Source organism: Citromicrobium bathyomarinum, from assembly GCF_021021475.1.
Classification (GTDB): domain Bacteria; phylum Pseudomonadota; class Alphaproteobacteria; order Sphingomonadales; family Sphingomonadaceae; genus Alteriqipengyuania; species Alteriqipengyuania bathyomarina.
The window spans coordinates 694,232-717,054 of record NZ_JAINWL010000002.1; the positions used below are offsets into that span (position 1 = coordinate 694,232).

Annotated in this window: 18 protein-coding genes and 1 pseudogene; 16 read left to right on the forward strand and 3 right to left on the reverse strand. The window is 62.8% G+C overall.

All coding sequences use genetic code 11. From position 1 onward, the window contains the following. The first annotated feature begins 62 nt into the window (after window positions 1-62). Genes K7H93_RS11180 through cobU form a run of 9 tightly spaced genes read left to right on the forward strand, consistent with a single transcriptional unit; the run spans window position 63 to window position 8,534 of the window. Entirely contained in the window at window positions 63-1,982 is a 1,920-nt protein-coding gene (locus tag K7H93_RS11180) for a TonB-dependent receptor plug domain-containing protein (RefSeq protein WP_230783672.1), read from the forward strand. Beyond that, a complete protein-coding gene (locus K7H93_RS11185; protein ID WP_230783673.1) occupies window positions 1,979-2,389 on the forward strand; it encodes a DUF1636 domain-containing protein in 411 nt (136 codons plus the stop codon). Before K7H93_RS11180 ends, K7H93_RS11185 begins: the two co-directional genes overlap by 4 nt. Next, on the forward strand, window positions 2,386-3,402 hold the full coding sequence (cobT, locus tag K7H93_RS11190) for a nicotinate-nucleotide--dimethylbenzimidazole phosphoribosyltransferase (RefSeq protein ID WP_230783674.1): 1,017 nt from the start codon (window positions 2,386-2,388) through the stop codon (window positions 3,400-3,402). Before K7H93_RS11185 ends, cobT begins: the two co-directional genes overlap by 4 nt. Continuing rightward, window positions 3,399-3,974, forward strand: coding sequence for a histidine phosphatase family protein (locus K7H93_RS11195; protein ID WP_230783675.1), 576 nt, complete (start codon window positions 3,399-3,401; stop codon window positions 3,972-3,974). The genes cobT and K7H93_RS11195 overlap by 4 nt, the downstream gene beginning before the upstream one ends. Next, window positions 3,971-4,681: an adenosylcobinamide-GDP ribazoletransferase gene (locus K7H93_RS11200; RefSeq protein ID WP_230783676.1), complete on the forward strand. Its 711-nt coding sequence runs from the start codon at window positions 3,971-3,973 to the stop codon at window positions 4,679-4,681. The genes K7H93_RS11195 and K7H93_RS11200 overlap by 4 nt, the downstream gene beginning before the upstream one ends. Next, on the forward strand, window positions 4,678-5,661 hold the full coding sequence (gene cobD / locus K7H93_RS11205) for a threonine-phosphate decarboxylase CobD (RefSeq protein WP_230783677.1): 984 nt from the start codon (window positions 4,678-4,680) through the stop codon (window positions 5,659-5,661). Before K7H93_RS11200 ends, cobD begins: the two co-directional genes overlap by 4 nt. Then, window positions 5,654-6,589 (forward strand): adenosylcobinamide-phosphate synthase CbiB, encoded by a 936-nt coding sequence (cbiB, locus tag K7H93_RS11210; RefSeq protein WP_230783678.1) that lies wholly within the window; start codon window positions 5,654-5,656, stop codon window positions 6,587-6,589. Before cobD ends, cbiB begins: the two co-directional genes overlap by 8 nt. Next, window positions 6,577-8,034 (forward strand): cobyric acid synthase, encoded by a 1,458-nt coding sequence (locus K7H93_RS11215; RefSeq protein WP_230783679.1) that lies wholly within the window; start codon window positions 6,577-6,579, stop codon window positions 8,032-8,034. The genes cbiB and K7H93_RS11215 overlap by 13 nt, the downstream gene beginning before the upstream one ends. Next, complete coding sequence (cobU, locus tag K7H93_RS11220; protein ID WP_230783680.1) at window positions 8,031-8,534, forward strand: bifunctional adenosylcobinamide kinase/adenosylcobinamide-phosphate guanylyltransferase; 504 nt, start codon at window positions 8,031-8,033, stop codon at window positions 8,532-8,534. The genes K7H93_RS11215 and cobU overlap by 4 nt, the downstream gene beginning before the upstream one ends. Before the next feature lie 228 nt (window positions 8,535-8,762). On the opposite strand, the gene galE is transcribed toward cobU, so the two are convergent. Next, window positions 8,763-9,776, reverse strand: a complete 1,014-nt coding sequence (gene galE, locus K7H93_RS11225) for a UDP-glucose 4-epimerase GalE (protein WP_230783681.1) — start codon at window positions 9,774-9,776, stop codon at window positions 8,763-8,765. A gap of 544 nt (window positions 9,777-10,320) precedes the next feature. On the opposite strand from galE, the gene K7H93_RS11230 reads away from it, so the two are divergent. The 6 genes and pseudogenes from K7H93_RS11230 to K7H93_RS16100 all read left to right on the forward strand — a co-directional run bounded on the left by K7H93_RS11230 (window position 10,321) and on the right by K7H93_RS16100 (window position 14,008). Continuing rightward, window positions 10,321-10,806, forward strand: coding sequence for a GAF domain-containing protein (locus tag K7H93_RS11230; RefSeq protein ID WP_230783682.1), 486 nt, complete (start codon window positions 10,321-10,323; stop codon window positions 10,804-10,806). A 3-nt stretch (window positions 10,807-10,809) separates the two neighbouring features. Then, complete coding sequence (locus K7H93_RS11235; RefSeq protein ID WP_230783683.1) at window positions 10,810-11,550, forward strand: MASE1 domain-containing protein; 741 nt, start codon at window positions 10,810-10,812, stop codon at window positions 11,548-11,550. Between the two features lie 211 nt (window positions 11,551-11,761). Next, window positions 11,762-12,298 carry a heme NO-binding domain-containing protein gene (locus tag K7H93_RS15990; protein ID WP_269060195.1) on the forward strand — a complete coding sequence of 179 codons (537 nt, stop codon included), beginning with the start codon at window positions 11,762-11,764 and terminating at the stop codon, window positions 12,296-12,298. Window positions 12,299-12,336: 38 nt separating this feature from the next. Continuing rightward, window positions 12,337-12,510 carry a heme NO-binding domain-containing protein gene (locus K7H93_RS15995; protein WP_269060239.1) on the forward strand — a complete coding sequence of 58 codons (174 nt, stop codon included), beginning with the start codon at window positions 12,337-12,339 and terminating at the stop codon, window positions 12,508-12,510. Beyond that, window positions 12,510-13,366 (forward strand): annotated as a pseudogene (locus tag K7H93_RS11245) (sigma-54-dependent transcriptional regulator); the annotation flags it as partial. The gene K7H93_RS15995 and the pseudogene K7H93_RS11245, both read left to right, overlap by 1 nt. 3 nt (window positions 13,367-13,369) lie before the next feature. After that, window positions 13,370-14,008, forward strand: coding sequence for an AAA-type ATPase lid domain-containing protein (locus K7H93_RS16100; protein ID WP_230783770.1), 639 nt, complete (start codon window positions 13,370-13,372; stop codon window positions 14,006-14,008). Window positions 14,009-14,421: 413 nt separating this feature from the next. Here K7H93_RS16100 and K7H93_RS11255 read toward each other — a convergent pair whose 3' ends face one another. Continuing rightward, window positions 14,422-17,358: a DEAD/DEAH box helicase gene (locus tag K7H93_RS11255; RefSeq protein ID WP_230783684.1), complete on the reverse strand. Its 2,937-nt coding sequence runs from the start codon at window positions 17,356-17,358 to the stop codon at window positions 14,422-14,424. Further along, complete coding sequence (locus K7H93_RS11260; RefSeq protein WP_230783685.1) at window positions 17,355-20,306, reverse strand: hypothetical protein; 2,952 nt, start codon at window positions 20,304-20,306, stop codon at window positions 17,355-17,357. The genes K7H93_RS11255 and K7H93_RS11260 overlap by 4 nt, the downstream gene beginning before the upstream one ends. Window positions 20,307-20,433: 127 nt before the next feature. Here K7H93_RS11260 and K7H93_RS11265 point away from each other — a divergent pair, with 127 nt between their 5' ends. Beyond that, window positions 20,434-22,806, forward strand: coding sequence for a UvrD-helicase domain-containing protein (locus K7H93_RS11265; RefSeq protein WP_230783686.1), 2,373 nt, complete (start codon window positions 20,434-20,436; stop codon window positions 22,804-22,806). Window positions 22,807-22,823: the final 17 nt, after the last annotated feature.

The window sequence follows — 22,823 nt, forward strand, 5'->3', positions numbered from 1 at the left end:
GTTCCCGTCATTCCCCTCGACACGATCCGCGCGGAGCGTCGTGTCACTTCTGGGGAATATTCATGCCCGAAAACTATCGTATTTCCATCCTGGCGCTTGCCTCCGTTCTGTCGCTGTCCACCGCCGCCCACGCGGAAGATGCCGACGATACCATCGTCGTGTCTGCACTCAGGACGCCGGTCGAGACCGATCGCGTCTCATCTTCCGTTACCGTGCTCGACCTCGAGCGGATCGAGCAGGAACAGGCGATCGCGGTGTCCGACGTGCTGCTGCGTACGCCCGGTATCAGCCTGAGCCGCAATGGTGGCTACGGTACTGCCACCTCGCTGCGTGTGCGCGGGTCCGATCCGGGGCAGACCGTCCTCGTTGTCGACGGGATGCGGCTGGCCGACGCCTCCACCACCGATGGCGGGGCCGATTTCGGCAACCTGTTCGCCGACGATATCGAGCGGATCGAGATCCTGCGCGGGCCGCAGTCGATCCTGTGGGGCAGCAATGCCATCGGCGGCGTGGTCAACGTGCTCACGAACCGCCCAACCGCGCCACTGGAAGGCCGCGTCTCGATCGAGGGCGGATCGCGCAACACGCTGAATGCGCGTGCGGGTGTCGGCGGCAGCGGCAAGCTGCTCGACTGGCGGATTGCGGGCAGCACCTTCACCACCGACGGAATCTCCGCGCGCACCAGCGGCACCGAGCGCGACGGGTTCGAGCGCCAGTCGGCCAGCGGCACGCTGACCGCCAGGATCGCCCCTACGCTCTCGGCCGACCTGCGCGGCTATTACTCGCATGGCAGCAATGATTTCGACGGGTTTTCAGGTGACAGCCGCGCTTTTGGCGTGACGCAGACCTGGGCGACTTATGCCGGGATCAATGCGACCGTGCTGGATGGACGGCTCGCCAACCGGGTCGCCTTCATCGAGACCCGGACCGACCGCGACAATTTCGATCCCGCAAGATCGGTCCGCACCAAGACCTTCGACGCGCAGGGGCGCACGCGGCGCTACGAATATCAGGGCGACCTGACGCTGTCCGACATGGTGCAGGTCTCCTTCGGGGCAGAGCGCGAGGAACAGCGCATGCGCACCGCCTCCCCGCGCGACAATAACGCGCCGGTCGATGTGACCCGCGCGTGGGCGGACACGAATAGCCTGTATGCGCTGGCGCGCATCACGCCGGTGGCCGGGCTGACGATCGACGGCGGGGTGCGCTACGACGATCACACGCGCTTTGGCGACAACACGGTGTTCAGCGCAGGCGCGAGCTTCGAGCCATGGAATGGCGGCACGCGGCTGCGGGCGAACTATTCCGAAGGCTTCAAGGCGCCATCGCTCTACCAGCTGTTCAGCCAGTATGGCTTCGCGGACCTCGAGCCCGAGCATGCCAAGGGCTGGGAAGCGGGGATCGAGCAGGATCTGCTGGATGAGCGTGTGACGTTCTCGGCGGTCTATTTCGAGCGCGACACCGACAATCTGATCGATTTCGCCTACTGCCCGACCTCGGCCCCGCTGCCGCCGGAATGCTTCATTCCCGGCAGCGATGTGGAGCGCTTCGGCTATTACGCCAATATCGACCAAAGCCATGCACGCGGTGTCGAAGTCGCGGGCGACGCACTGTTCGGACCGATCTTCGCGCGCGCCAATTTCAGCTGGGTCGAGGCCGAAGATCGCACGGAGGGTTCCACCTTCGGCCAGCAATTGCCGCGCGTGCCGCAATACCTCGCCAATGCCGCGATCGGCTATCAGGCGCGGCAGGGCCATTCGCTGAGCATCGCGCTGCGCTATTCGGGCGAAAGCACGGACCGGGCGGGCGGCGATGTGCTTGACGAATACCTGCTGACCGATCTGCGCGGCGAGTTGCACGTGAGCGGGCCGCTGATACTTTATGGCCGGGTCGAGAACCTGTTCGACACCGACTACGCCACCGCCAAGGGATACGGCACGCTGGGCCGCAGCGTTTACATCGGCCTGAGGACACGGTTGTGACGCTGGCGCCTGCCAGCAGCGGCGCTTCTGTCGTCGTGTGCAGCACCTGCCGCCTGTCCGCCGATCGTCGCGAAGACGACGACGGTCAGCGCGGCGGCGCGCGCCTTGCGCAGGCGCTGCGCGAGGCACAGGGCGCGAGCGAGCGCTATGCCGACATCGCGATCGAGGAGATGCCCTGCCTGTTCGCGTGCCAGCGGCACTGTACCGTGCATGTGCGCGGGCCGGGCAAGATCGGCTATGTCCTGGGCGACTTCGCGCCCGACAGCGAGAGCGCCGAGGCGATCCTCGAATACACCGTGCATCACGCTGAAAGCGAGCACGGCAAGGTCGCCTATGCGAACTGGCCTGCAGGGGTGAAGGGCCACTTCATCGTGCGCGTCCCGCCCGAAGGGAACGTCGCGACATGATCGCTTTCGCCGATCCCGCCGCGTTCTCCCACGCGCTCGCCACGTTGCCCTCGGCCGATCCGCAGGCGCGCGCCGCTGCGGCTGAGCGGCAGGCGGAGCTGACCAAACCGGCGGGTTCGCTCGGCAGGCTGGAGGAGATCGCGGTCTTCATGGCGGGCTGGCAGGGCACGCCCCGACCTACGGCGGATCGGATCGATGTCGTGGTCTTCGCGGGCAATCACGGCTGCGCAGCGCAAGGCGTCAGCGCCTTTCCCATCGAAGTGACCGCACAGATGGTCGCGAACTTTGACCATGGCGGGGCAGCGATCAACGCGCTTAGCCATGCCTGCGGGGCGAGCCTCGCGGCGATCCCGCTCGACCTCAATGTGCCGACCGCCGATATTTCCCGCGCACCCGCGATGAGCGAGGCGGAATGCCTCGACGCGCTCAACCGGGGGGCGGCTGCGGTGCCGGAGGGATGCCAGCTGTTCGTTCCCGGCGAGATGGGGATCGGCAACACTACCCCTGCCGCTGCGTTGTGCGCCGCCGCGCTGGGCGGCGAGGCTGAGGCATGGGTGGGCAGGGGCACGGGCGTCGGCGATGCGATCCTCGCCCGCAAGCGCGCGCTGGTGGAGGCTGCGCTGGCCCTGCATGGCACTGCATGCACAAATGCCTTTGAAACGCTGCGCCGGCTCGGCGGGCGCGAGATTGCGGCGATGGCGGGGGCGGTGCTCGCCGCGCGGCACAGGCGTATTCCGGTCATGCTCGACGGGTTCATCGGCTGCGCGGCCATTGCACCGCTCGCGGCAGAGGCACCAGGCATCGTCGATCACTGCCTCGCGGGGCATTGCTCTGCCGAGAATGCGCATGGTCGCCTGCTTGGCGCTCTTCGTCTTGAGCCGCTGCTCGCGCTCGATATGCGGCTCGGCGAAGGCTCCGGCGCGGCGGTGGCGGTGCAGATCGTCCGCTCCGCGCTGGCCGCGCATGAGCGGATGGCGACTTTTGCCGAGGCTGCGGTGGCAGGGGCGACATGAAGCCATTCGACCTCCACCTGCTGCGCCACGGCCCACCGCTGCGCACCGGGCTGATGCTGGGCCATCATGACGAACCGGCGGCCCCGGGCGCGCATAGTGCGCTGATCGATCATGCGCAGGGTCTGGGCGCGGCAGAAGTGGTCTCATCGGACCTCAGCCGTGCAAGCGATGGCGCACGCGCGATTGCCGATGCCCGCGCGCTCCCGCTTCGGATCGATCCGCGCTGGAGGGAGCTCGATTTCGGCGTGTGGGACGGCAAGCCATCGGCTGCGCTGGCCCCCTGCCAGCTCAGGGATTTCTGGTCCGATCCCGATGCCAACCCGCCGCCCGACGGCGAGCGGTGGAGCGACCTTCGCAGCAGGATCCGCGATGCCATCGCCGAGCTTGAAAGCACCGCCATCGTGGTCTCGCATGCCGGGGCGATGCGCGCGGCGGTTTCGGTTCTCACCGGGCTCGACCATCGCGGTGTCTGGGCGTTCAACCTGCCCTATGGCGCGTTGCTCTCGATCCGCGTCTGGCGCGGCGAGGGGAGCGAACCGGCAAGCGGACAGATCGTGGGCCTGCGGACATGAAATCGCTCATCCTCGCCATCCAGTTCATGACCCGCGTGCCGCTCCCCGTGGTCGCCGCGAACATGCGCGATATGGCGGGTGCGATGCGCTGGTTTCCGCTGACAGGCGTGATCGTGGGGCTGGCGGTGTGGGGCGCGGTGTGGGCGGGCGGATTGGTCGACCCGCTGGTCGCGGGCGCGGCGGGGCTTATCGTCTGGGCGGTGATCACCGGCGCGCTTCACCTCGATGGCCTGGGCGACGTGGCCGATGCATCGGGCGGGGCGCACAAGGACGCCAGCCGGATCTCGGAGATTCTCGCCGATCCGCATATCGGCAGTTTCGGAGTGGTCGCCATCGGCTTGCAGCTATGCGCCAAGCTTGCGCTGCTTTCGGCGCTGTCGAGGGGCGACGCTCTCTGGGTGTTGCCCGCGATCTGCTGCATCGCCCGGATGGGCCCTCTGCTGTGGGCCAAGATCCTGCCGCCGCTGCACGAGGGCATGGGGACGCAGTTCGCGAGCGCGCTGCGCTGGTTCGATCTGACGGGCTGGATCATGATCGCCGCGGTCCTGTGCTGGCTTGCGCCCGCGTTTCTGGTGGCGATCCCAGCCATCGGGCTGTGGGCGCTCTGGGTCCGTTCACGCCTGGGCGGCATATCGGGCGACAGCCACGGCGCGGGGATCGAGATCGTCGAGACCCTGCTGCTGCTCGCCTGGCTCGCCGCATCATGAGCGGCGCGTTCGACTGGCATGGCGGCAGGCTCGACGACGCCTGCGCGCAGTTCGGCGGGACGAGGGAGGAGTGGCTCGACCTGTCGACCGGGATCAATCCGTGCCCCTGGCCGGTGCCGGGCGATCTGGCACCCGACTGGCACGCCCTGCCCGATCCTTCCGCGCTGGTCCGGCTGGAGGGCGTGGCCGCGCAGTATTTCGGCGTCGATCCTTCGCTCTGCTGCGCGGTGCCGGGCAGCGAGATCGGGCTGCGGCTGATTGCCGCGATCCTCGGCCTGCCGGGGCGCTATATCGAGCCGACCTATCGCACGCATGCCGCGATGTTTGCGGAGGCGCATTCGGTGGAAGCGCCCCGCGCCGACGACCCGGCGAATGCGCTGGTCATAGCCAATCCCAACAACCCCGATGGCCGCGTCACACCGCCCGCGATGCTGCGCGAATGGCTCGCGCTGGAGGAGGGGGCTGGTGGCTGGCTGATCGTGGACGAGGCTTTCGTCGACACCATGCCGCACCTCAGCATCGCGGCGCAAGTCGACCCTGCGCGACAGCTGATCGTGCTGCGATCCTTCGGCAAGTTCTTCGGGCTTGCGGGCGTGCGGCTGGGCTTCGCGATCGCGCCGCCGGACGTCATCTCCGCACTGCGCAACCTGCTGGGGGACTGGCCCTTTTCTGGCGCGGCACTCGCGATCGGCGAGCGCGCCTATGCCGATAGCGCATGGATCGACGCGGCGCGCACGGCGCTTACCGCTCGCGCCGTGCAGTTCGACCGCATTCTGTCGCATCATGGCATGGAGCCGCAGGGCGCGTCGCCGCTGTTCCGGCTCGTCCGTGCGGAAAACGCGGGCGCGCTGTTCGATCGCCTCGCCCGGCATCGCATCCTCACCCGGCCCTACGCCGATCGGCCCGACTGGTTGCGCTTCGGCGTCCCGGCGGACGAAGCGCAGATGCAGCGCGTTGCGAGGGCGCTGGGCGATGGCTGATCCGGTGCTCGCCACCGCGATGGCGCTGGATGCGGCTTTCGGCTGGCCCGCCTGGCTCTACCGACGCGTGGGCCACCCCGTCGGCGGGGTTGCGCGGATCATCTCGGCAGGCGCGGACATGCTCAACCGGTCCCAATACAGCGCTTGGCAACGGCGGCTCGGCGGCATCGCGACCATGCTTGCGGTGATAGCGACTGCCGGTCTGCTCGCGTGGGCCGCACAAGCCTTCGTCCGACAGATGCTGGGTGACAACGGCTGGCCAGTCGTCGCGCTCCTCGCCTTTCCCGCCATCGCCCAGCGCAGCCTGATCGACCATGTGCGTGCGGTGTCGAGCGCGCTCGCCGCAGGCGATCTCCCCACCGCGCGGCAGGCGGTGGCGATGATCGTGGGCCGCGATACGGCCGCTCTGGACGAAGCTGGCGTGGCGCGCGCCGCGATCGAGAGCTTGGCGGAAAGCTTTTGCGATGGTGTCATCGCGCCCATCTTCTGGTTCGCGGTGCTGGGCCTGCCCGGCATCTGGATGTTCAAGGCGATCAACACCGCCGACAGCATGATCGGCCATATCGAAGAGCCGTGGCGCGATTTCGGCTGGGCGGCCGCACGGATCGACGATCTCGCGAATTTCGTGCCCGCGCGCCTCGCCGCGATCCTGATCTGCCTCGCTGGGCTTGGCGGCTGGCGCATCATGTGGTGCTACCATGCCCGCCACGTCTCGCCCAATGCCGGTTGGCCCGAAGCGGCGATGGCAGGCGCTCTCGGCGTTCGCCTTGCCGGGCCGATCAGCTACGACGGGGTCGGGCATGACAAGCCCTTCATCGGCAGTGGCGGCGAGGCGACGCCCGGCGACCTTCGCAGGGCGATCCGGATCGTATCGCTTGCGTGGCTCATCACCCTCATGATTGCGGGAGCATTTGCATGGCTGGCCTGATGCTGCAGGGGACAGGCTCCGACGTGGGCAAGTCGGTGCTGGTGGCGGGCCTGTGCCGCGCGCTCGCCAATCGCGGGATCGCGGTGCTGCCGTTCAAGCCGCAGAACATGTCCAACAATGCCGCCGTCACGCCCGACGGGGGCGAGATCGGCCGTGCGCAGGCGTTGCAGGCGGTGGCCGCGCGGGCGGAGCTGCATGTCGACATGAACCCCGTGCTGCTCAAGCCGCAAGCGGACCATACCTCGCAGGTCGTGGTCCATGGCAGGATGCGCGGCACGCTGGGTTCGGGATCGTTCAGGCAAGCGCGGGGTGCCCTGCTGGGCGAAGTGATGGAGAGCTATCGTCGGCTTTCGGCGCGGTGCGATATCGTGGTCGTCGAAGGCGCAGGCTCCCCGGCGGAGATCAACCTGCGCGCGGGCGACATCGCCAATATGGGCTTTGCACGTGCAGCCGGGGTGCCGGTCGTGCTGGTCGGCGATATCGACCGCGGCGGCGTGATCGCGGCGCTGGCGGGCACGCGCGCCGTGATCGGCCCCGCCGATGCGGCGATGATCCACGGCTTCATCGTCAACAAGTTCCGCGGCGATCCCGCGCTGTTCACCGATGGCTACGCCGCCATAGAGCAGCTGACGCACTGGCGTGGCTATGGCGTGGTGCCGTGGCTGCCCAGGGCGCATCATCTGCCGAGCGAGGATGCGGTCGTCCTCGAACGCGCAGGGGCCGCCAGCTCCGGCCCCAAACGCATCGCCTGCCCGATCCTGCCGCGCATCGCCAATTTCGACGATCTCGATGCGCTGAAATCCGAACCCTCGGTCGAACTCGTGATGGTTCCGCCCGATACGCCGATCCCGGTGGTCGACATGATCGTGCTGCCCGGCTCCAAGGCGACCATCGCCGATCTCGCGTTCATCCGCGAGCAGGGCTGGCACATCGACATCGTCGCCCACCACCGGCGCGGCGGCGCGGTGCTGGGGGTTTGCGGCGGCTACCAGATGCTGGGCCGCTCGATCGACGATCCGCTCGGCATCGAAGGTGCGGCGGGGCGAGCGGAAGGTCTGGGACTGCTCGCTGTGGAAACCGTGCTGACCGGCGACAAGCGGGTGAGCCAGGTGCAGGGCAGGGCGCTCGACGCCGGGTTCGAGGGCTACGAAATCCACATCGGCCAGACCACCGGCCCCGATACGACGCGCCCCTTTGCCATGCTGGGCGAAGGCCATGCGGACGGAGCGCGGAGCGCCGACGGCACGGTCATGGGGACCTATTGCCACGGCCTGTTGGAATCGGGCCCCTTGCGCCGCGCACTGCTGGCGAAGATCGGCGCTCCCTCGCACGCGCAGCCTCACGCGGACCGCGTCGACGCCGCGCTTGAGGATATCGCGGCCACGCTGGAAGAGGCGCTCGACATCGACGGTCTCATCGCGCTCGCAGAGGAGAACGCCATATGACGAGCCTGCTGGTCCTGGGAGGCGCGCGCTCGGGCAAGAGCCGCTATGCGCAGCACCGCAGCGAAACGATCGACGGACGCCTCGCTTACATCGCGACGGCGGAAGCGCGCGACGAAGAGATGCACCAGCGGATCGACCGTCACCGCGCAGATCGCGGCGAACGGTGGTTCACCATCGAGGCGCCGCTCGACCTGCCGGCTGCGATCGCGGAGGCGGATGTGAAGGCCGATGCAATCCTCGTCGATTGCCTGACGCTGTGGCTGTCCAACCTCATTCTCGCCGATCTGCCGGTACCGGTCGACGCGCTCGAGCGTGCAATGAGCGAATGCCGTCATCCGATCGCGCTGGTCGCGAACGAGGTTGGCTTCGGCATCGTGCCCCACAATGCCCTTGCCCGCCGCTTCCGGGACGAAGCGGGGAGGCTCCACCAGCGGATTGCCGGCGTCGTGGACGAAGTCGTCCTGGTGGCGGCGGGGCTGCCGCTATCTCTGAAAGCATGAGTCGCCAATGGCGTATTTCCGGCCGGGGAAAGGCTACCTCACAGGCCGTGTTGTATAACCAGCGGGCATAGGAGCCGGAAAATGGCGGAGACGGAGCGGTTCTGCCTTCTCGTCCAAGTATTTTCTACGCAGGGTCACTCAAGCCGATGCGCTCGATATTTCACTTTGGTCGCTTCGGTCGACGGCACTGCGGGTCGACGTGTTGCGCGGTGTCAGGTCTTGAAGCCGCTAGGAGGTGCGCAATTCGGTGAGTTTCTTTTCCCACATCAGCGCATGTTCGATGATCTTGTCGAGATTGTCGTAACGCGGCGTCCACGGAACGGTCGCGCGCAGCAGCGAACTGTCGGCCACGAGCATTGCCGGGTCGCCCGCGCGGCGCTCGCCAAAGACGCGTTCGATCTGGCCTCCCGTCACCCGGTCGACCGCGTCGAGCACTTCGAGCACGGAGAACCCGCGTCCGTAGCCGCAATTCATCGTCAGCGATCGTTCCGGCTCGGCGATCAGCGCATCGAGCGCCAGCACATGCGCGGCCGCCAGATCGCTGACATGGATATAGTCGCGCACGCCGGTGCCGTCGGGCGTGTCGTAATCGGTCCCGAACACGCTCACCGCATCGCGCTTGCCCAGCGCGGCTTCGACCGCGACCTTGATCAGGTGTGTCGCTCCCGCGGTCGACTGCCCGGTGCGCGCTTGCGGATCGGCCCCGGCCACGTTGAAATAGCGCAGCGCGCAGAAGTTGATCGGATGGGCATGGGCGGTATCCGCAAGCATCTGCTCGGTCATCAGCTTGGACCAGCCATAGGGGTTGATCGGCACGGTCGGCGTCTGCTCCGTCACCGGCGAGACATCGGGCACGCCGTACGTGGCGGCAGTGGAGCTGAACAGGATATGCGGCACGCCAGCCGCCACCGCAGCCTCGATCAGGCCACGGCTCTTCACCGTATTGTTTTCGTAATACCACAATGGCTTGGCAACAGATTCAGGCACGATGATCGAGCCTGCAAAGTGCATCACAGCCCCTTTGCCATCGCCCATGCCCTGTTCGGCAAAGACACGTGCGAGCAGATCGCGGTCGGCGATATCGCCTTCGTAGAAAGGGACGTCCTCAGGTACCGCGAAGCGGAAGCCGGTCGAAAGGTTGTCGATCACCGCCACCGGGCGGCCGGCGTCGCGCAGCGCGTGAACGGCGTGGCTACCGATATAGCCTGCACCGCCGGTTACGAGGGTGGGGCTTTTATCCATTCTCTCCATGGGTTCTCAAATACGTCCACTTGGGATCAGATCAAGCGAAGCCTCTATTCACAATACCTATGCAGATTCGTTAATTCATCGCGGTCGGTTTGTTTCAACCATTCTCGTCTTTCTCGACCGTTGCACTCCGCAATGCCGATTTCGGGCACGATGCGGGTTCGGGCTTCAATCCCGGGGGTCGATGGTGCCTCGAGGGCTTGCAATTGATTGTTTTTAAGGGATGGTTTACCATCTTTCCTCGAAACCGGAGCGCTACGCAGCGGGTCTTTCCAAGCGAGGCCAGATATCTTCTGACTTGCGAATTGAATCTCAATTACTGTGCTGCCTGGGGCTCTTACGCGCTCGGGACAGAGCGATTTCTTGAATGCCACTATTTGGAAAAATCGGCGTGAGGCGGCTATTGGAAGAAGAGGACCGCGCGCGTTCGTAGACCTTAGCATCGGCGGGCTTGCTGAAGGTCCTCGCCTAATGGTTCGGAAACCGCTGCCCTGTACCAATCTAGAAGACCTAAAGTTTGGAAATACCATGGAAGATCGTGAAAAAAAAGCGCCTGCAGACGCTCCACGGCTACCGTTTGCTCGACACCCCGCCCGAGCCGGAATTCGATGATGTCGTAAGGCGGGCCGCAGAGCGCTTCGGCACCCCGATTGCGCTCATGTCGCTGGTCGACGCCGACAGGCGGTGGTTCAAGGCGAAGGTCGGCCTCGATGTCGACGAGACGCCGCGCTCGGTCGCATTCTGTGCCTATGCCATTCAGGGCGATGACGTGATGGTGGTGGAAGATGCCAGGGACGACGAGCGTTTCAGCCGCAATCCTCTGGTCCTCGATGATCCATCGATCCGCTTCTACGCGGGCGCTCCGGTGACCGCAGAAGGTGGAGACAAGCTGGGCACGATCTGCATCATCGATCGCAAGCCGAGGCATGATTTCAGCGAGGCGGACAGGGAAGCCCTGACCAAACTGGCGGCTGAAGTCAGCCGGATGCTGGGATCGGCCAAAGAAATGGCCCGCTCCGGCTAGGACATGAGCGGTAGCGCATCCATCCGCGCAGGCAGAGCATCGGGTCCGTTGATTTGGGGCGGGCTGCTGGCCAGGCTCCCGGTGCAAATCCTCGGCCTTGCGCTGGGATATGCCCTGCTCGGCTGGATCGGCCAGCAGCTGGCACCGCCGCCCGGCTTTGCTTCGCTCATCTGGCCGGCAGCGGGGCTCTCCATCGCGGCTATCACTGCTCTGGGCTACCGTGTCTGGCCGGGCGTGTTTTTGGGCGCGTGGTGCGTCAATGCGCTCGCGGCTGGTTCGGGCGAGCTTCAAGCCGATGTGACCGTGGCGCTCGATGCCACTTTGATCGCGACCGGGTCGACCCTGCAGGCCCTTCTGGGGGCTTACTGGATAAGGAGCCGCGCGGGTTTCCCGCTCAAGCTGGAGGGGCCGCGAGAACTCGTGCGGCTTCTCCTGTTGGTCGGCCCGTTCACCTGTCTTGTCGGCGCCACCGTCGGAACGGCGACGCTCTTCGCGAGCGGCGTCGTGGCGCAGAGCAACCTGATCAACTTCTGGCTGCGCTGGTGGGGCGGCGACATGGGCGGCGTTCTGATTGTCGTCCCGCTTCTTCGTCGCCCAGCAGGCTCAGCGTCAGCCTGTCGCCCGGAGACAGGGGAGATGTGCGCGCGAGGAATTCCTCGGGCCGCGCCCGGCGCAGCGTGTCGAGCTCGCGCGGCGCGCGCCAGTCGCAGGTCGGGGCACCGCGCGCGTCCGGCGCGGCCATGACCCAGTCGCCTTCGGGGTGGCCGCTGGTGCGCCCCAGGTCCTGGCCAGGCAGCCACGCGGAACCGGAAATGTTGGCCGGGGCAGGGCCCGACACGCAGGCACCCAGCGAAGCCGCCATTGCAAGCACGGAAATGCGGCGATTGAAATTGAAAGACATCGAACCTGACCCTCTGGATTGCATTTGGGCCAGATGTTTCAAGGAGCGTGCCAGATGGCGCGCATCCCCGGTTTTGGGCGATCGGAGGGGGCTTCAGTTGCGCCTTTCGCATTTTGCGAGGGTGCATCTTCGCAATTTGCAAAGGCGTTTCGCATTATGCATCGGCCAATGGCCAGGATGCACGCTTTTCCGTCGCTCAAAACCGGCACGCATCTTGCTCCTGTAAATGCGTTCGCGCGAAAGCGCTCTCCGCTGAGACAGGAGCTTCCGTTGAAAGGCCTTATATTTTCCGAACTCATTCGCTTTATGGAAGAAAAGCAGAACCCACTATTCGTGGAGCAGGTAATCGCCGCGGCGGACCTGCCTAACGATGCTGCATTTTCCCGCATTGGCGTGTATCCCACAGCGCATGCATTGCTTCTCGTGGGGGCTGCGTCGCAATTATCGGGTATTCCGGTTGCCGCTCTGTGCGAGGAATTCGGCACATACCTGTTCGGGCGCTTCAATATTCTCTACCCTGAGATCATGTCGTCCTATTCCACCGCCGAAAGCCTGCTCGAACATGTCGCGGGCACATCCACGAGGATGTGAAGGTGCTCTATCCCGACGCCACTCCTCCCGAAGTGACCATGAGGACGCAGGACGACCAGTGCATCGTCGAATATCGGTCGCACCGTCCTCTGGCGCATATTGCATGCGGTCTGATCCGGGGGTGTCTCGACCACTTCGGTGACGAGCGAAAGATCGAATGGGTCAACTGTAGCGAGAGCGGCGACGCCGCCACATTCAGGATTGCGGCATAATGGCAAACTCTGTTCTGATCGTCGAAGACAGCGCCTCCATCGCGCTCGGTTATGCGGCGCAGTTGCAAAGCGCCGGGCACAAGGTGGATGTCGCCGAGACTCTGGCCGACACGAAGGTCGCTCTGCGTCGCGGGGATTTCGATGTCGTGCTGCTCGACCTGCAATTGCCCGACGGCAATGGCATGGACCTTATGGGCGGCAATTCGTCCGACGATAAGCCGCTCCCTGCCTTCATCATCGTCACGGCGGACGGCTCTCTTGCCCGCGCAATCGATGCGATGCGGTTGGGTGCTTACGATTTCCTGGTCAAACCCGTGGCCGGCGAACGGCTGCTGACCACGGTGCGCAACGCCGCCGAACGGGGGCGACCCGCGCGAAAGGCACAGGCGCCCAAGCGCGCGGACACCGCAAACGGCTATCACGGCTTCATCGGCAAATCGCCTGCCATGCTGCAGGTGTACGACGCGATCGAGAATATCGCGAGTTCCAAGGCGACAGTCTTCGTTACCGGAGAGAGCGGCACGGGCAAGGAGGTGACTGCCGAAGCGATCCACGCCGCAGGCGCGCGCAGCAATGGCCCCTTCGTGGCGATCAATTGCGGCGCTATTCCCGAGAGTCTGCTGGAGTCCGAGCTGTTCGGCCATGTGAAAGGTGCCTTTACCGGCGCGGTCGAAAACCGGATCGGCGCTGCCAAGGCGGCCGATGGCGGCACATTGTTTCTCGACGAAATCTGTGAAATGGAGCTGAAGCTGCAGGTCAAACTGCTGCGTTTCCTGCAAACCGCGACCGTCCAGCCGGTCGGGTCGAGCCGGTCGACGTGCGGATCGTGTGCGCGACCAATCGCGACCCGATTGCCGAAGTGGCGGCGGGCCGGTTCCGCGAAGACCTTTTCTATCGCCTGAATGTCATCCCGCTCGAACTGCCGCCGCTGCGCGCGCGCGGAAAGGACGTGCAGTTGATTGCCGAGCAATTCATGGCCCGCTTCGGCAAGGAAGAAGGGCGCGAGCTGACGGCATTGAGCGAAGAAAGCCGCGCCGCGCTGTACGAACATCCGTGGCCGGGTAACGTCCGCGAGTTGCAGAACACCGTCCGCCGCGCCGTGGTCGTCGGGTCCGGCCCGACCCTGGATCTTGCATTGCAGCGGAATCCCGGCGCATCCGTCCAGCAGGTAGCGCTTGCCGGTCATGCCGGTCCTGATGTCACCATGCCGAGCCCGCTCGACGCTGACAGGCAACCTGCGCGGCACGACGTGTGGGAAGGGATGACGCTAGATCAGATCGAGCGGATGGCGATTCACGCAGCGATCAAGCGTTGCGATGGAAATATCACCAAGGCGGCGAAGACGCTCGATGTCAGCCCCTCGACCGTCTACCGCAAGCTGGAAAAATGGGGGGGCAGCGATCGATTGAGCGGTCGCGGGTTCGCGATATTGCTTCAGCTGGCGGGCAACCGCGTGCGCGGATCGCTCGCGCGCGCGCCTGCTTGTTCGCCATTTTGATGCGAGAATATCGAACGCTGGAAATCAGAGGGTATGCAGGCGCATAATAGGGCACGGCGACCACTGTTTTCCCCCATCCGGTCTGTCCACGGGACGAGGGGGGGGGGGCGAACCCCGCAAGGGTCCAGCATTTTCGCGGCTTTGGAAGGTTCTAGGCCGATAAAGCCAAAATGGCGGAGACGGAGGGATTCGACCTAAGGCGTCAAGCCTATGATTTTACAAGTTGGATATGGCCTGCGATCTCCATAATACCCCGTGCGCTACCCCGCTCTTTTGAGGAGATCTTTAAATCAGAGCGGTCTACGGACCGTATACGCGTTTGCCTTCGCTAATACCCCTTACGCCCAGTATTCTCCCGTTCGAGGTTTTGGAAGCGCTTTCGGAAAACTCCGCGTCGCGTGCGATCCTACGAGTCAGCCCATGGTTCGAAGGCCTGCTAGAATGGAGATGGCCGGAGGTTCATCAACCTGTAGTGCGCCGCCCCTGTAAGCATTGATCAACGCTAACGCTTCTTCCATGCACATCTCGAGCGACATGCACTGTCGCTCAAGAGCAGCCACCTGCCCCAGCCATAGTTCTTCCGGTACGCCCTCTGGTCGGCCTGCTCTGCGACGCTCTGCGGCTAATTCGCGGTTTCGAAGTTCTGCAGAATAGCTGGCAGCAGTTTGCGCTGCGATGATTTCCAGTCGGCTTGCAGCCTGCTGGCGTGCCGTTTTGTGGAAATCCTTGCTGACCTTGGCCACGTGCATCCCATTCTCTGCTTCCCATCTCTCTGCCAGATCCCTGCTGACAACTGGCTGGGTTGCGGCCTTTCCTCGGGCCGCTGCTTTGCCGTCTTCAGCAAACGGCTGAAGGCATGCCTCGACTTCTTCCCGAGTCAGACTCCGATAGCCATCGCTCGATTGCGCAGCGCCGGACAGAACCAGCTGCGCCGGTGTCGAAAGCCGGACGGCCCGTTGGATTGCCTGCCAATGGCTTCTCAGAGCCTTCCGATCCTCTAGCAGTTGTGTGCGTTGAGCTTCGGTCGGTGTAGTTTTGAGCAGCTTTTGTGCTGAGACTGACCAGAGCTCAGGAATAAAAGAGTCCGGAAACGGATCAAAAAGGGTCGCTGTCAGGAAGACATTGCCACCCACAGCAAGAGCAGAGTGACCCTCGGGGAGCATGACGATCATCTGCACCGTGTGTTGTTCTCTGCCGAAGCTCGTTTCCGCAATTGCCCGGTATCCGGCGACTAGGGCATCGAAAATGTCGTTCCCGTTATCGATGAAATGAAGCGGTCGCCCAGTATCTTCACCTTGGTCGGTCAATACCGATCGGCGAGGGGGAGAAGCCATGTCAGCACGACGCAAGATGCAGGGCACGTGATCCGCCATCCATCGGTCAGTACCGACCCCAGGCAAAAGAAAAGGGCTTTCAGCTGCCCGGTTTTTCTCAGTTCGCGGATACCAGAGCGTCCGGAACACGTAGCTGTCAGACTTGTCTTTCCTCACGTCGACATCGAAATCAGAGGCCTTGCTCATGAGTTTGAGCCAAGATCCGATTGCCCGCTCTTTCTTCGCGACAGGATCTCGGCCCTGCACATCGAGCGCGAGAGGCCTGTTCTCGCCTACGTTCTGAACCCAGATATCGGACAGATTCCGAGCTTCATCTGCCATCTCGGAAACTTCCTGCCTGAAAGTGCTGGGCAGACTTTGTTCGGTCTCGGCGAGCTTTGGGATGTCGGCCGGTATCCGGCCAGCAATAGCCGCTCGAGCCAGAAGTTCCTGCACGTCCTCAAGCTGTCCCGGTGACAAGGGTGGTAATGGCGATCCAAAGACACCCATGGCGTCCATGCAGTCTGCAACCGCGGCTTCCTGCGACCCTTCGACCAAGATTCTCCAGATATCTACCCAACGCTGCCCATCTCGGTCAGCACTCCCCCCATTCAGTCGATCAATGCGCCCGATCAGCTGGTCTATGCTGTCAATTTCCCAAGGAAGAGCGTAAAAAATGATACTGCTCGAGACCTGATGCAGGTTGAGACCCGCCTGCACCCAGTCACCGACCAGCAACAGGCGGCTTTCCCCCGAGTTGAGCGGTGCCAGTGTCGCCTGCATCTCTCGAAGATTCGCCACTCTGTCCTCTTGGCCCGCAGATGGCCGGCGCAGTATGGAGATTGCATCATCAAGTTCAGGAAAATATCGAGGAAGGGCCGCAACCAGCATCTCGATCGTCGGGTTGTCGCCGCAGACGATAACGAACTTCCGATCCGGTTTCCTAGCCCATTGGTCGGCTAGGATGTCGAGAAGCGCGGAAAGTCGTGAATCTCCCGGGTCATCTAGGGTAAGCTGGCGGGCTGCAGAGGCGACCATTCCAAGCTGGTCGCCGCGCTCGGCGACATCACCAAGTACGGAACGTGCAGCCCGTGCACTTCGCTGCAATGACTTCGCCGCAGTCCAGTGAGGGCCCTCGAAACCAGACCTCGGATCCGTGTTGCCTACCAGTTCAAGTGCGATCTCGGACCTGAGCCGCTCATGCTGCAGTGGTTGGACACGAACCACATGATTCCGTCTTCGCGGGAGCCGATCGCTCCAGTCTCTCCTGCTGTTCCGGATGATACGCCTTCCAGCAGCGTACTGCGCTTGTACGACCGGCAGGGGTTGATCGTCATCCTCCAGTGCCGCCATGCCGCTGGCCTCGCGATCCGCGAGGAGCTCGTCGATTGTCCTCTCCTCAAATCTCGCGAGCTTTGCAAGCTCTGGCTCCAAAATGTGCATGAGCGGATTTCGCCAAGTCACGTCAGCAAGACGAGGTGTCGCCGAAAGTACCAGCACCTGCCGAAATCCTTCCGTAAGCTGGGAGATCGTCTGTACGGTCTCGCGCGGCATCGTCTGGGGTTCGTCGATAATGATAAGATCGAAGATCTGGCTGTCAGCCTGGAAGAGCAATGTGCCTTCTTCATCCCTGACAGTGAGATCACCGGCCCGGACGAGAGTGATCGGCGGCAGATTTGCCTTATCGAAATCCGACTCTCCGACCAAGGCGGGCATAACGTGCCCTTTTGTCCAGCACTCATCCTGCCACTGTGAAAGAAGGTGGCCGGGAAGCACCACCAAGGTCTTGTGACTGGGGTCTTGGAACCTGAGGGCGTTGATGACCATGAGGGCCTGAACCGTCTTCCCGAGGCCGACTTCATCACTGATCAGGTGACGTATGCGAAACTCGCCGAGTAGCTTGCGAACGGTGGCGAGCTGATGCGGAAGTGGATCCGCGGCAACGCCAAGCGCGCCGCACAGTCCCTCGCTTAGCGCAAAGGCGTGCATGCGCCATGCACCCACGCAATTCACGAATCTCAAGTATGGATCGTTCATGACATGACCGTTTCAGGCAGATCTCTGGCGGTAAGCCGCCATCTCAATGTGACATAGCGCACGGCACGGGCTGTCTGAGGATCTGACACAGCACGAGCGAGAGCGTCAGCCCAGTTCTCGTCTGCAACCACTTGCGCTGGCGATAGCCAGAACTGGAGCAGAGCGCGAATTTCGGTCCTGCCCATCCATCTGAAGCCGGGCCTCCTGAAGCTGTCGACATGACAACTGTCGAGCAGATCAACCAGATCGTCCTGCGTGAGATCACCATATGATGCGCCGACCAGCGTGTCCCAGCGCCGTGCCGGAAGTATCTGTGATCGGAACATTGGTAGAGTTGTGATCTCGCTTGCTTCCTTGAGAGCGGAAAGCCAGACATGGGGCAGCCTGCTCATATCGGGTTCCTCAAAGGTCTCGAGGCCATGATCTTCATGATATCTGCGCAGGTCGTCATACGCATCGATAACAGCCATATCGAGATCAGCTGCAGTCTCGTCGCTCCATTCGGCAATGGCTTGGTCCAGATCAGGGAGTTCAAGCCGTAGTCGCTCTAGGAGAAAAGTGTTCAGCCGGGTCTGATCGGATCGGTTCGTAATCGGTGGCAGCTCGTTCCCTCTCGTCAACCATCGTCTCCCCGCGCAATTGAGCAGCGCTCCGTGAGACGTGAGAATGGAGAGATCTAGTTTGGCCTCCTGTTCAAACCATGGATCGCCGCACAGAATTTGTATCAATGCAGCATCAAGTTCCTCGGCTATCAGCTTTCGCTTCCAGTCACCGACCGCGTTGCTGCAGCTTGCCAGACGCCAGGCGACTGACGCGCGCGCAAGGTCCCCTATTCCGGGCATCTCAGAACTACCGGATGCCTCACGAATGACTGGCGGGACCCTGCACTGCTCGGGGGCAATCGAGTTCCGATTTCCGATCAGCACAAGACCTGAGCTGAGAGCTTCGTGGTCGCTTGCATCCGGCATGACAAGACGCAGGTCTGACATCCCGTTCCACTGGCCTCGCGGCAGGGGAGAATCAGCTGTCGCACACAAAGACCCCACTGGTGTGGATGACCCGTCTTCGGTCGACCACAATTCGGTGACAGGGTCGAAGAGCCGACGGTTGATCGGCGGCGGCAGGTCGACGAGCATTGCGCGGAACCCATCCACTTCCACCCGCAACCTAGCGGTGGCTAGCCCGACCTGCTCCGATATCAGATGCGATCTGATTTCGTGCAGGATTCCGGAGCTTCCACGGATGAGACAGGGCACACGTTCCAGAACTCCGTGGGCGTCAACCGGGGGGCGGCCTGATGCGGATAGTCGCATACGAACAGGCACATTCTCCAACGCGACGGGGGCAGTGATGCGAACCGAAAGATTACCACTCTCGAGATCGGCTATGGTGGGTGATAACGGGTCGACGAATATTTCTGCCCGCTCTGTCTCTGGAGCCTCGACCACCTCGAACTCGATCGTGCCTGCGTCCCCGCCGATGTCTTCGATCGAATGTTCGCCCGGTTGCGGCTCGAAGACCCACCAGGTCCGCTCGCCAAACCGATCGAACTTCGAAGGGGCGCGTTCCGCGTCAAGCCTCAGAGGAGCGTTAGGAACCTCTGTCGAAGCCATTACGCCGAAACCTGCAGCGAACTTCGCAATTTCACCGGGTAGTGGAAGACCCAGAACCCTTAAGCCCGAACGGGCTGAAGAAACGTGAAAACCAGCATTCCTCAACAGTTCCGCATCGGCTTTGTCATCGGTCGAAAGCCAGTGGAACTCGGGTGTCTCGTCGTCGACGGAAGCTCCCCATCTTATAACCTGCGATCCGGTGGGGATTCGTTCACCCGGGAAGACAGCAAAAGCCTCTACGCCCCCGGCACCAACGAGAAAGTAGGACGCGACCTTCGGCTGCAGAGCGGAAAGCAACCTTTCACTGGCATCATCTTCCTGTGCTCTCGTGCCTTCCCGGCGGAGCGGGCTTTGGGGCAAGCTGGTCGGGGCACCGATCGCCATTGAACCACCAAAGAGAAAAAAGTGGAGGTCGACCGCTCTATCGGAGCCAATCGCCCTGATCCTGTCTCCAGCGCATCGCAATAGGATCGTCACTTCTTCTCTCACCTCGGTCGAGAGAACCGGCCCTCGGATGAGCACCGTTGTCGGTGTCTGCTCCATCAGGGAAAGAACGAAACGCGCCGGTGGTATATCGGTTACGGCTTTCGCCCTGCGTTCCGTGATGCGTCGGGCCTCCCGGATTGCAATGGAAGAGGCGGCGTCCTTTCGCAGATCGTGATCGATGCGAGCCAGTATCTCGTCTGAAAGCCAGCCTGCCGACCCCGGATAAAGGAGCCGTCTGGTCACCTCAGTCGCGGTATCGGCCTCATGAAGCCAGTTCTCGAACCTGCGGCCAGCCTGGCCTGCAGCAACCTGGACGAGGTATCGATAGAGCGCGTCAGGGTCTTTCCCAGAGAAACCCGCACGGAGCGCCTGTTGCAAAGCTCGGGCTAGCTGAGGCTGCAGCTCGAGCGGGACCAGTGCATTGGCAATTGGCCAAGCGATCAGCGGGAAATGGAGCTCCCATGGACTCTTTCCCGGTCTCGCTATTGCATTCTCGCGATGGGCAACCTCGAAAAGGCGGACGAGCCCCGAGCGGAAACCGCTTCCGGCGGCAACATGGAGATCCTGTTCGATGACGGGCCAGAAATCGGTGCCCGTTCCCCGATAGCGATATCCTACCTCTGCGGTTGCCGCGAGCAGCGGCAGATAGCACCAGTTCCACTGCGGACTGGAGAGACCAGGATCGAGTTCGAGCTGCCGTCGCAGCAGGTTTCTCAGGTTCGATAATTGTTCGGCATTCCGGCCGTGTTCGATCATGAATACGGGAAATTCGCCGCGATAAGCCGAAAGTTCTGCAATGTGATCGCCGATTTCGCGATGTTCTTCTTTCAGGGATGCAAACGCCGGCATTGTTGCTTTCAATTCAAACGCGGCTTTTTCGGGGGTATTCCAAAAAGGCGGTTGCCCCTAATCGCCCTATCGGCAACATACTGACCCACAGATATGAGGCAGGTCAACATCGATCTGTTGCCGCATAATGTTAAAATTGTTAACTTTTTGGTGTCGGGTGGCAACAGGCTTGCATGATTATTCGGAACTGCGTCGCATGGCAGATCTTGTGCGAAGTTTCGTGCATGCGCGCAAGTCAGCCAGCGTCGCAGAAATCAGCGAATGGGCGAGGCAATTTCTGGAGCGGGGGCCGAATACCGGCCTCGATGCACGACTGGATGCGACGATCAATCTACTGTGCACGACGGGTGATGTCGGCTTCGGCAGCATACGGAACGAACGTGTGCTGTTTTCCTTGGCAGAGCGGATCATAAAGCTCCCCGACGGCAGATCGATTGCTTTGGGCGATCACGGGATGCCTATGGAAGCGAACCAGGATGCGCTTTTCCCGGAAGCCGGTGCTCCCCCTACGCACAGTCTGCTTGAATATCTTCAGGAGCTCGATGACGCGCCACCTCCTCGGATCGGCAGGCCGCTATCGCCGGCGGGCAAGTGGTCGGAACAAAAGGCAATTCCAAGGGAACTCTCCCGGGCCCTTGCACTTTGCGGCAAATTCGACCCGGTCACTCTCGAATGGTCCACGAGCAAGGCAAACGCCGATTTTCTCAGCGAATGGTTCGGCGCACTTCACGATACTGAGCCACGAGCAGACCCGGCGGGATTTGATGACAAGCAGGAAGAGGCAGTCGGGGTTCCGGCCTCTGGAAGGATGATAATCGAGGCGGGCCCCGGATCGGGAAAGACCTTTGTCGCATGCACGCGGGTTGCATCGCTTGTCGAACGCGAAGAGGCCATCCCGTCGCGGATTCTCGTCCTGAGTTTCACGCGCGTTGCCGTCGCGGAATTGCGCGACCGGATATCGACATTTTCTCATGGATCAGGAAGAACGGCGTCGGTCCACATCCGTACCTTCGATGCTTTCGCCTCGCGCCTGCTCGCGATTGCCGGAATACCGGCCAAGGGCGAACATGACGCGAGCATCCGTGCGGCCACCCGCATTCTCCAGAGTCGCGATCCGCTGGTTCTCGATGTCGTTGATCGCTTCGAGCATGTTGTCATCGATGAGGCACAGGATCTCGTCGGCGATCGCCATTCTTTCTGCGAGGCGCTCGTAAATGCCCTTCACCCAAGTTGCGGAGTCACCGTTCTGGGTGATCCGGCTCAGGCGATCTACGGGTACCAGGCTAACGACCCTGACGCGGCCTCATTCATCGAGGTTATTCGTGATAGGCCGGATTTCGCGATCTTGCGCCTTGACCGCGACCACCGGACACGGTCGGCTCCCTTGCGTGAAATGTTCGCAGGCTGTCGCGAAAGACTGCTGGTACCGGAGCCCGATCCGAAAGCACGATATTTCGACATCCGAGAGCGTATTCAGGCAGCTGCCGTCGAAAGCGGATTAACCAGCTTTTCCGGCCACGCATCGACAACCCGTGGCCTAATCCTGACCCGAACGCGTCGCTCTCTACTCACCGTGGCCGAGACCTTGCGGTCTCAGGGCCGTGCATTCCGCATGCGTGTGCCGGACCGGCCTCTGCATGTCGAGGCTTGGATCGGTGCGACGCTAGGCGGCCTGCCCGGCAAAGAGAGAATTTCCCGCGATGGCTTTCTCGCCCTGTTTGAAGACCTCACGCCTTCCTGCGGGCGGGATGCCCTCGAATGCTGGCAAATTCTTCAAGATCTTGACGGATCGATTGGCGAACATGTCGTCGTCTCGAACATAGCGGAAGCTCTAGAGGACCCGCCTCTTGGAATTGTGCGCGAGCATGAAGGTAGTGCAGGACCCCTGCTGTCCACGATCCACGCAATCAAGGGGCGGGAAAGCGACCGCGTACTTCTGCTTCTGACACGGGCTCCGTCTGCGGAAGACGTCGACTGGGACGAGGAAGCGAGGGCGCTGTATGTCGGGGCGACGCGTGCGTCCGCCGAGCTGCGTACGGCATGGATTTCCCCTTCCAAGTACTATCGAACCGGTCAGCCGGAACGATACTGGGCACCGCGAGCGAATTACAGAATGCTTGAGATCGGCCTCGATGGCGACCTATTAACGTGGAGCGAACTTTCGAAGAAAGGACTGCTCGACAATCCTCGAGCTACCATTGCTGGGATCTGGTCTGCGGCAGGCGCATCGGCTCCAATCCGGGCCGTCCGCGACCGGGATGGAAATTACCTGCTGTTCGCTAATGACGGGGAACCTCCCGCGCTGGGCTGCCTTTCCGGGGCCTTCATAGAGGCCATGGGCACAATCATTCAGGCAACCGGAGATGACGCCGGCCCTGAGGCGGTTGACGGCATCATGGTCTCTGGCGCCACGACCGTTGTCTCCAGCGGGCTAGCTGGGAATTTACCTCCTATCGGGCTTATGCCCTTGCTTAGTGGCTTCTGCAGGATCGATCGCTGAGGACCGCATGGATCGGG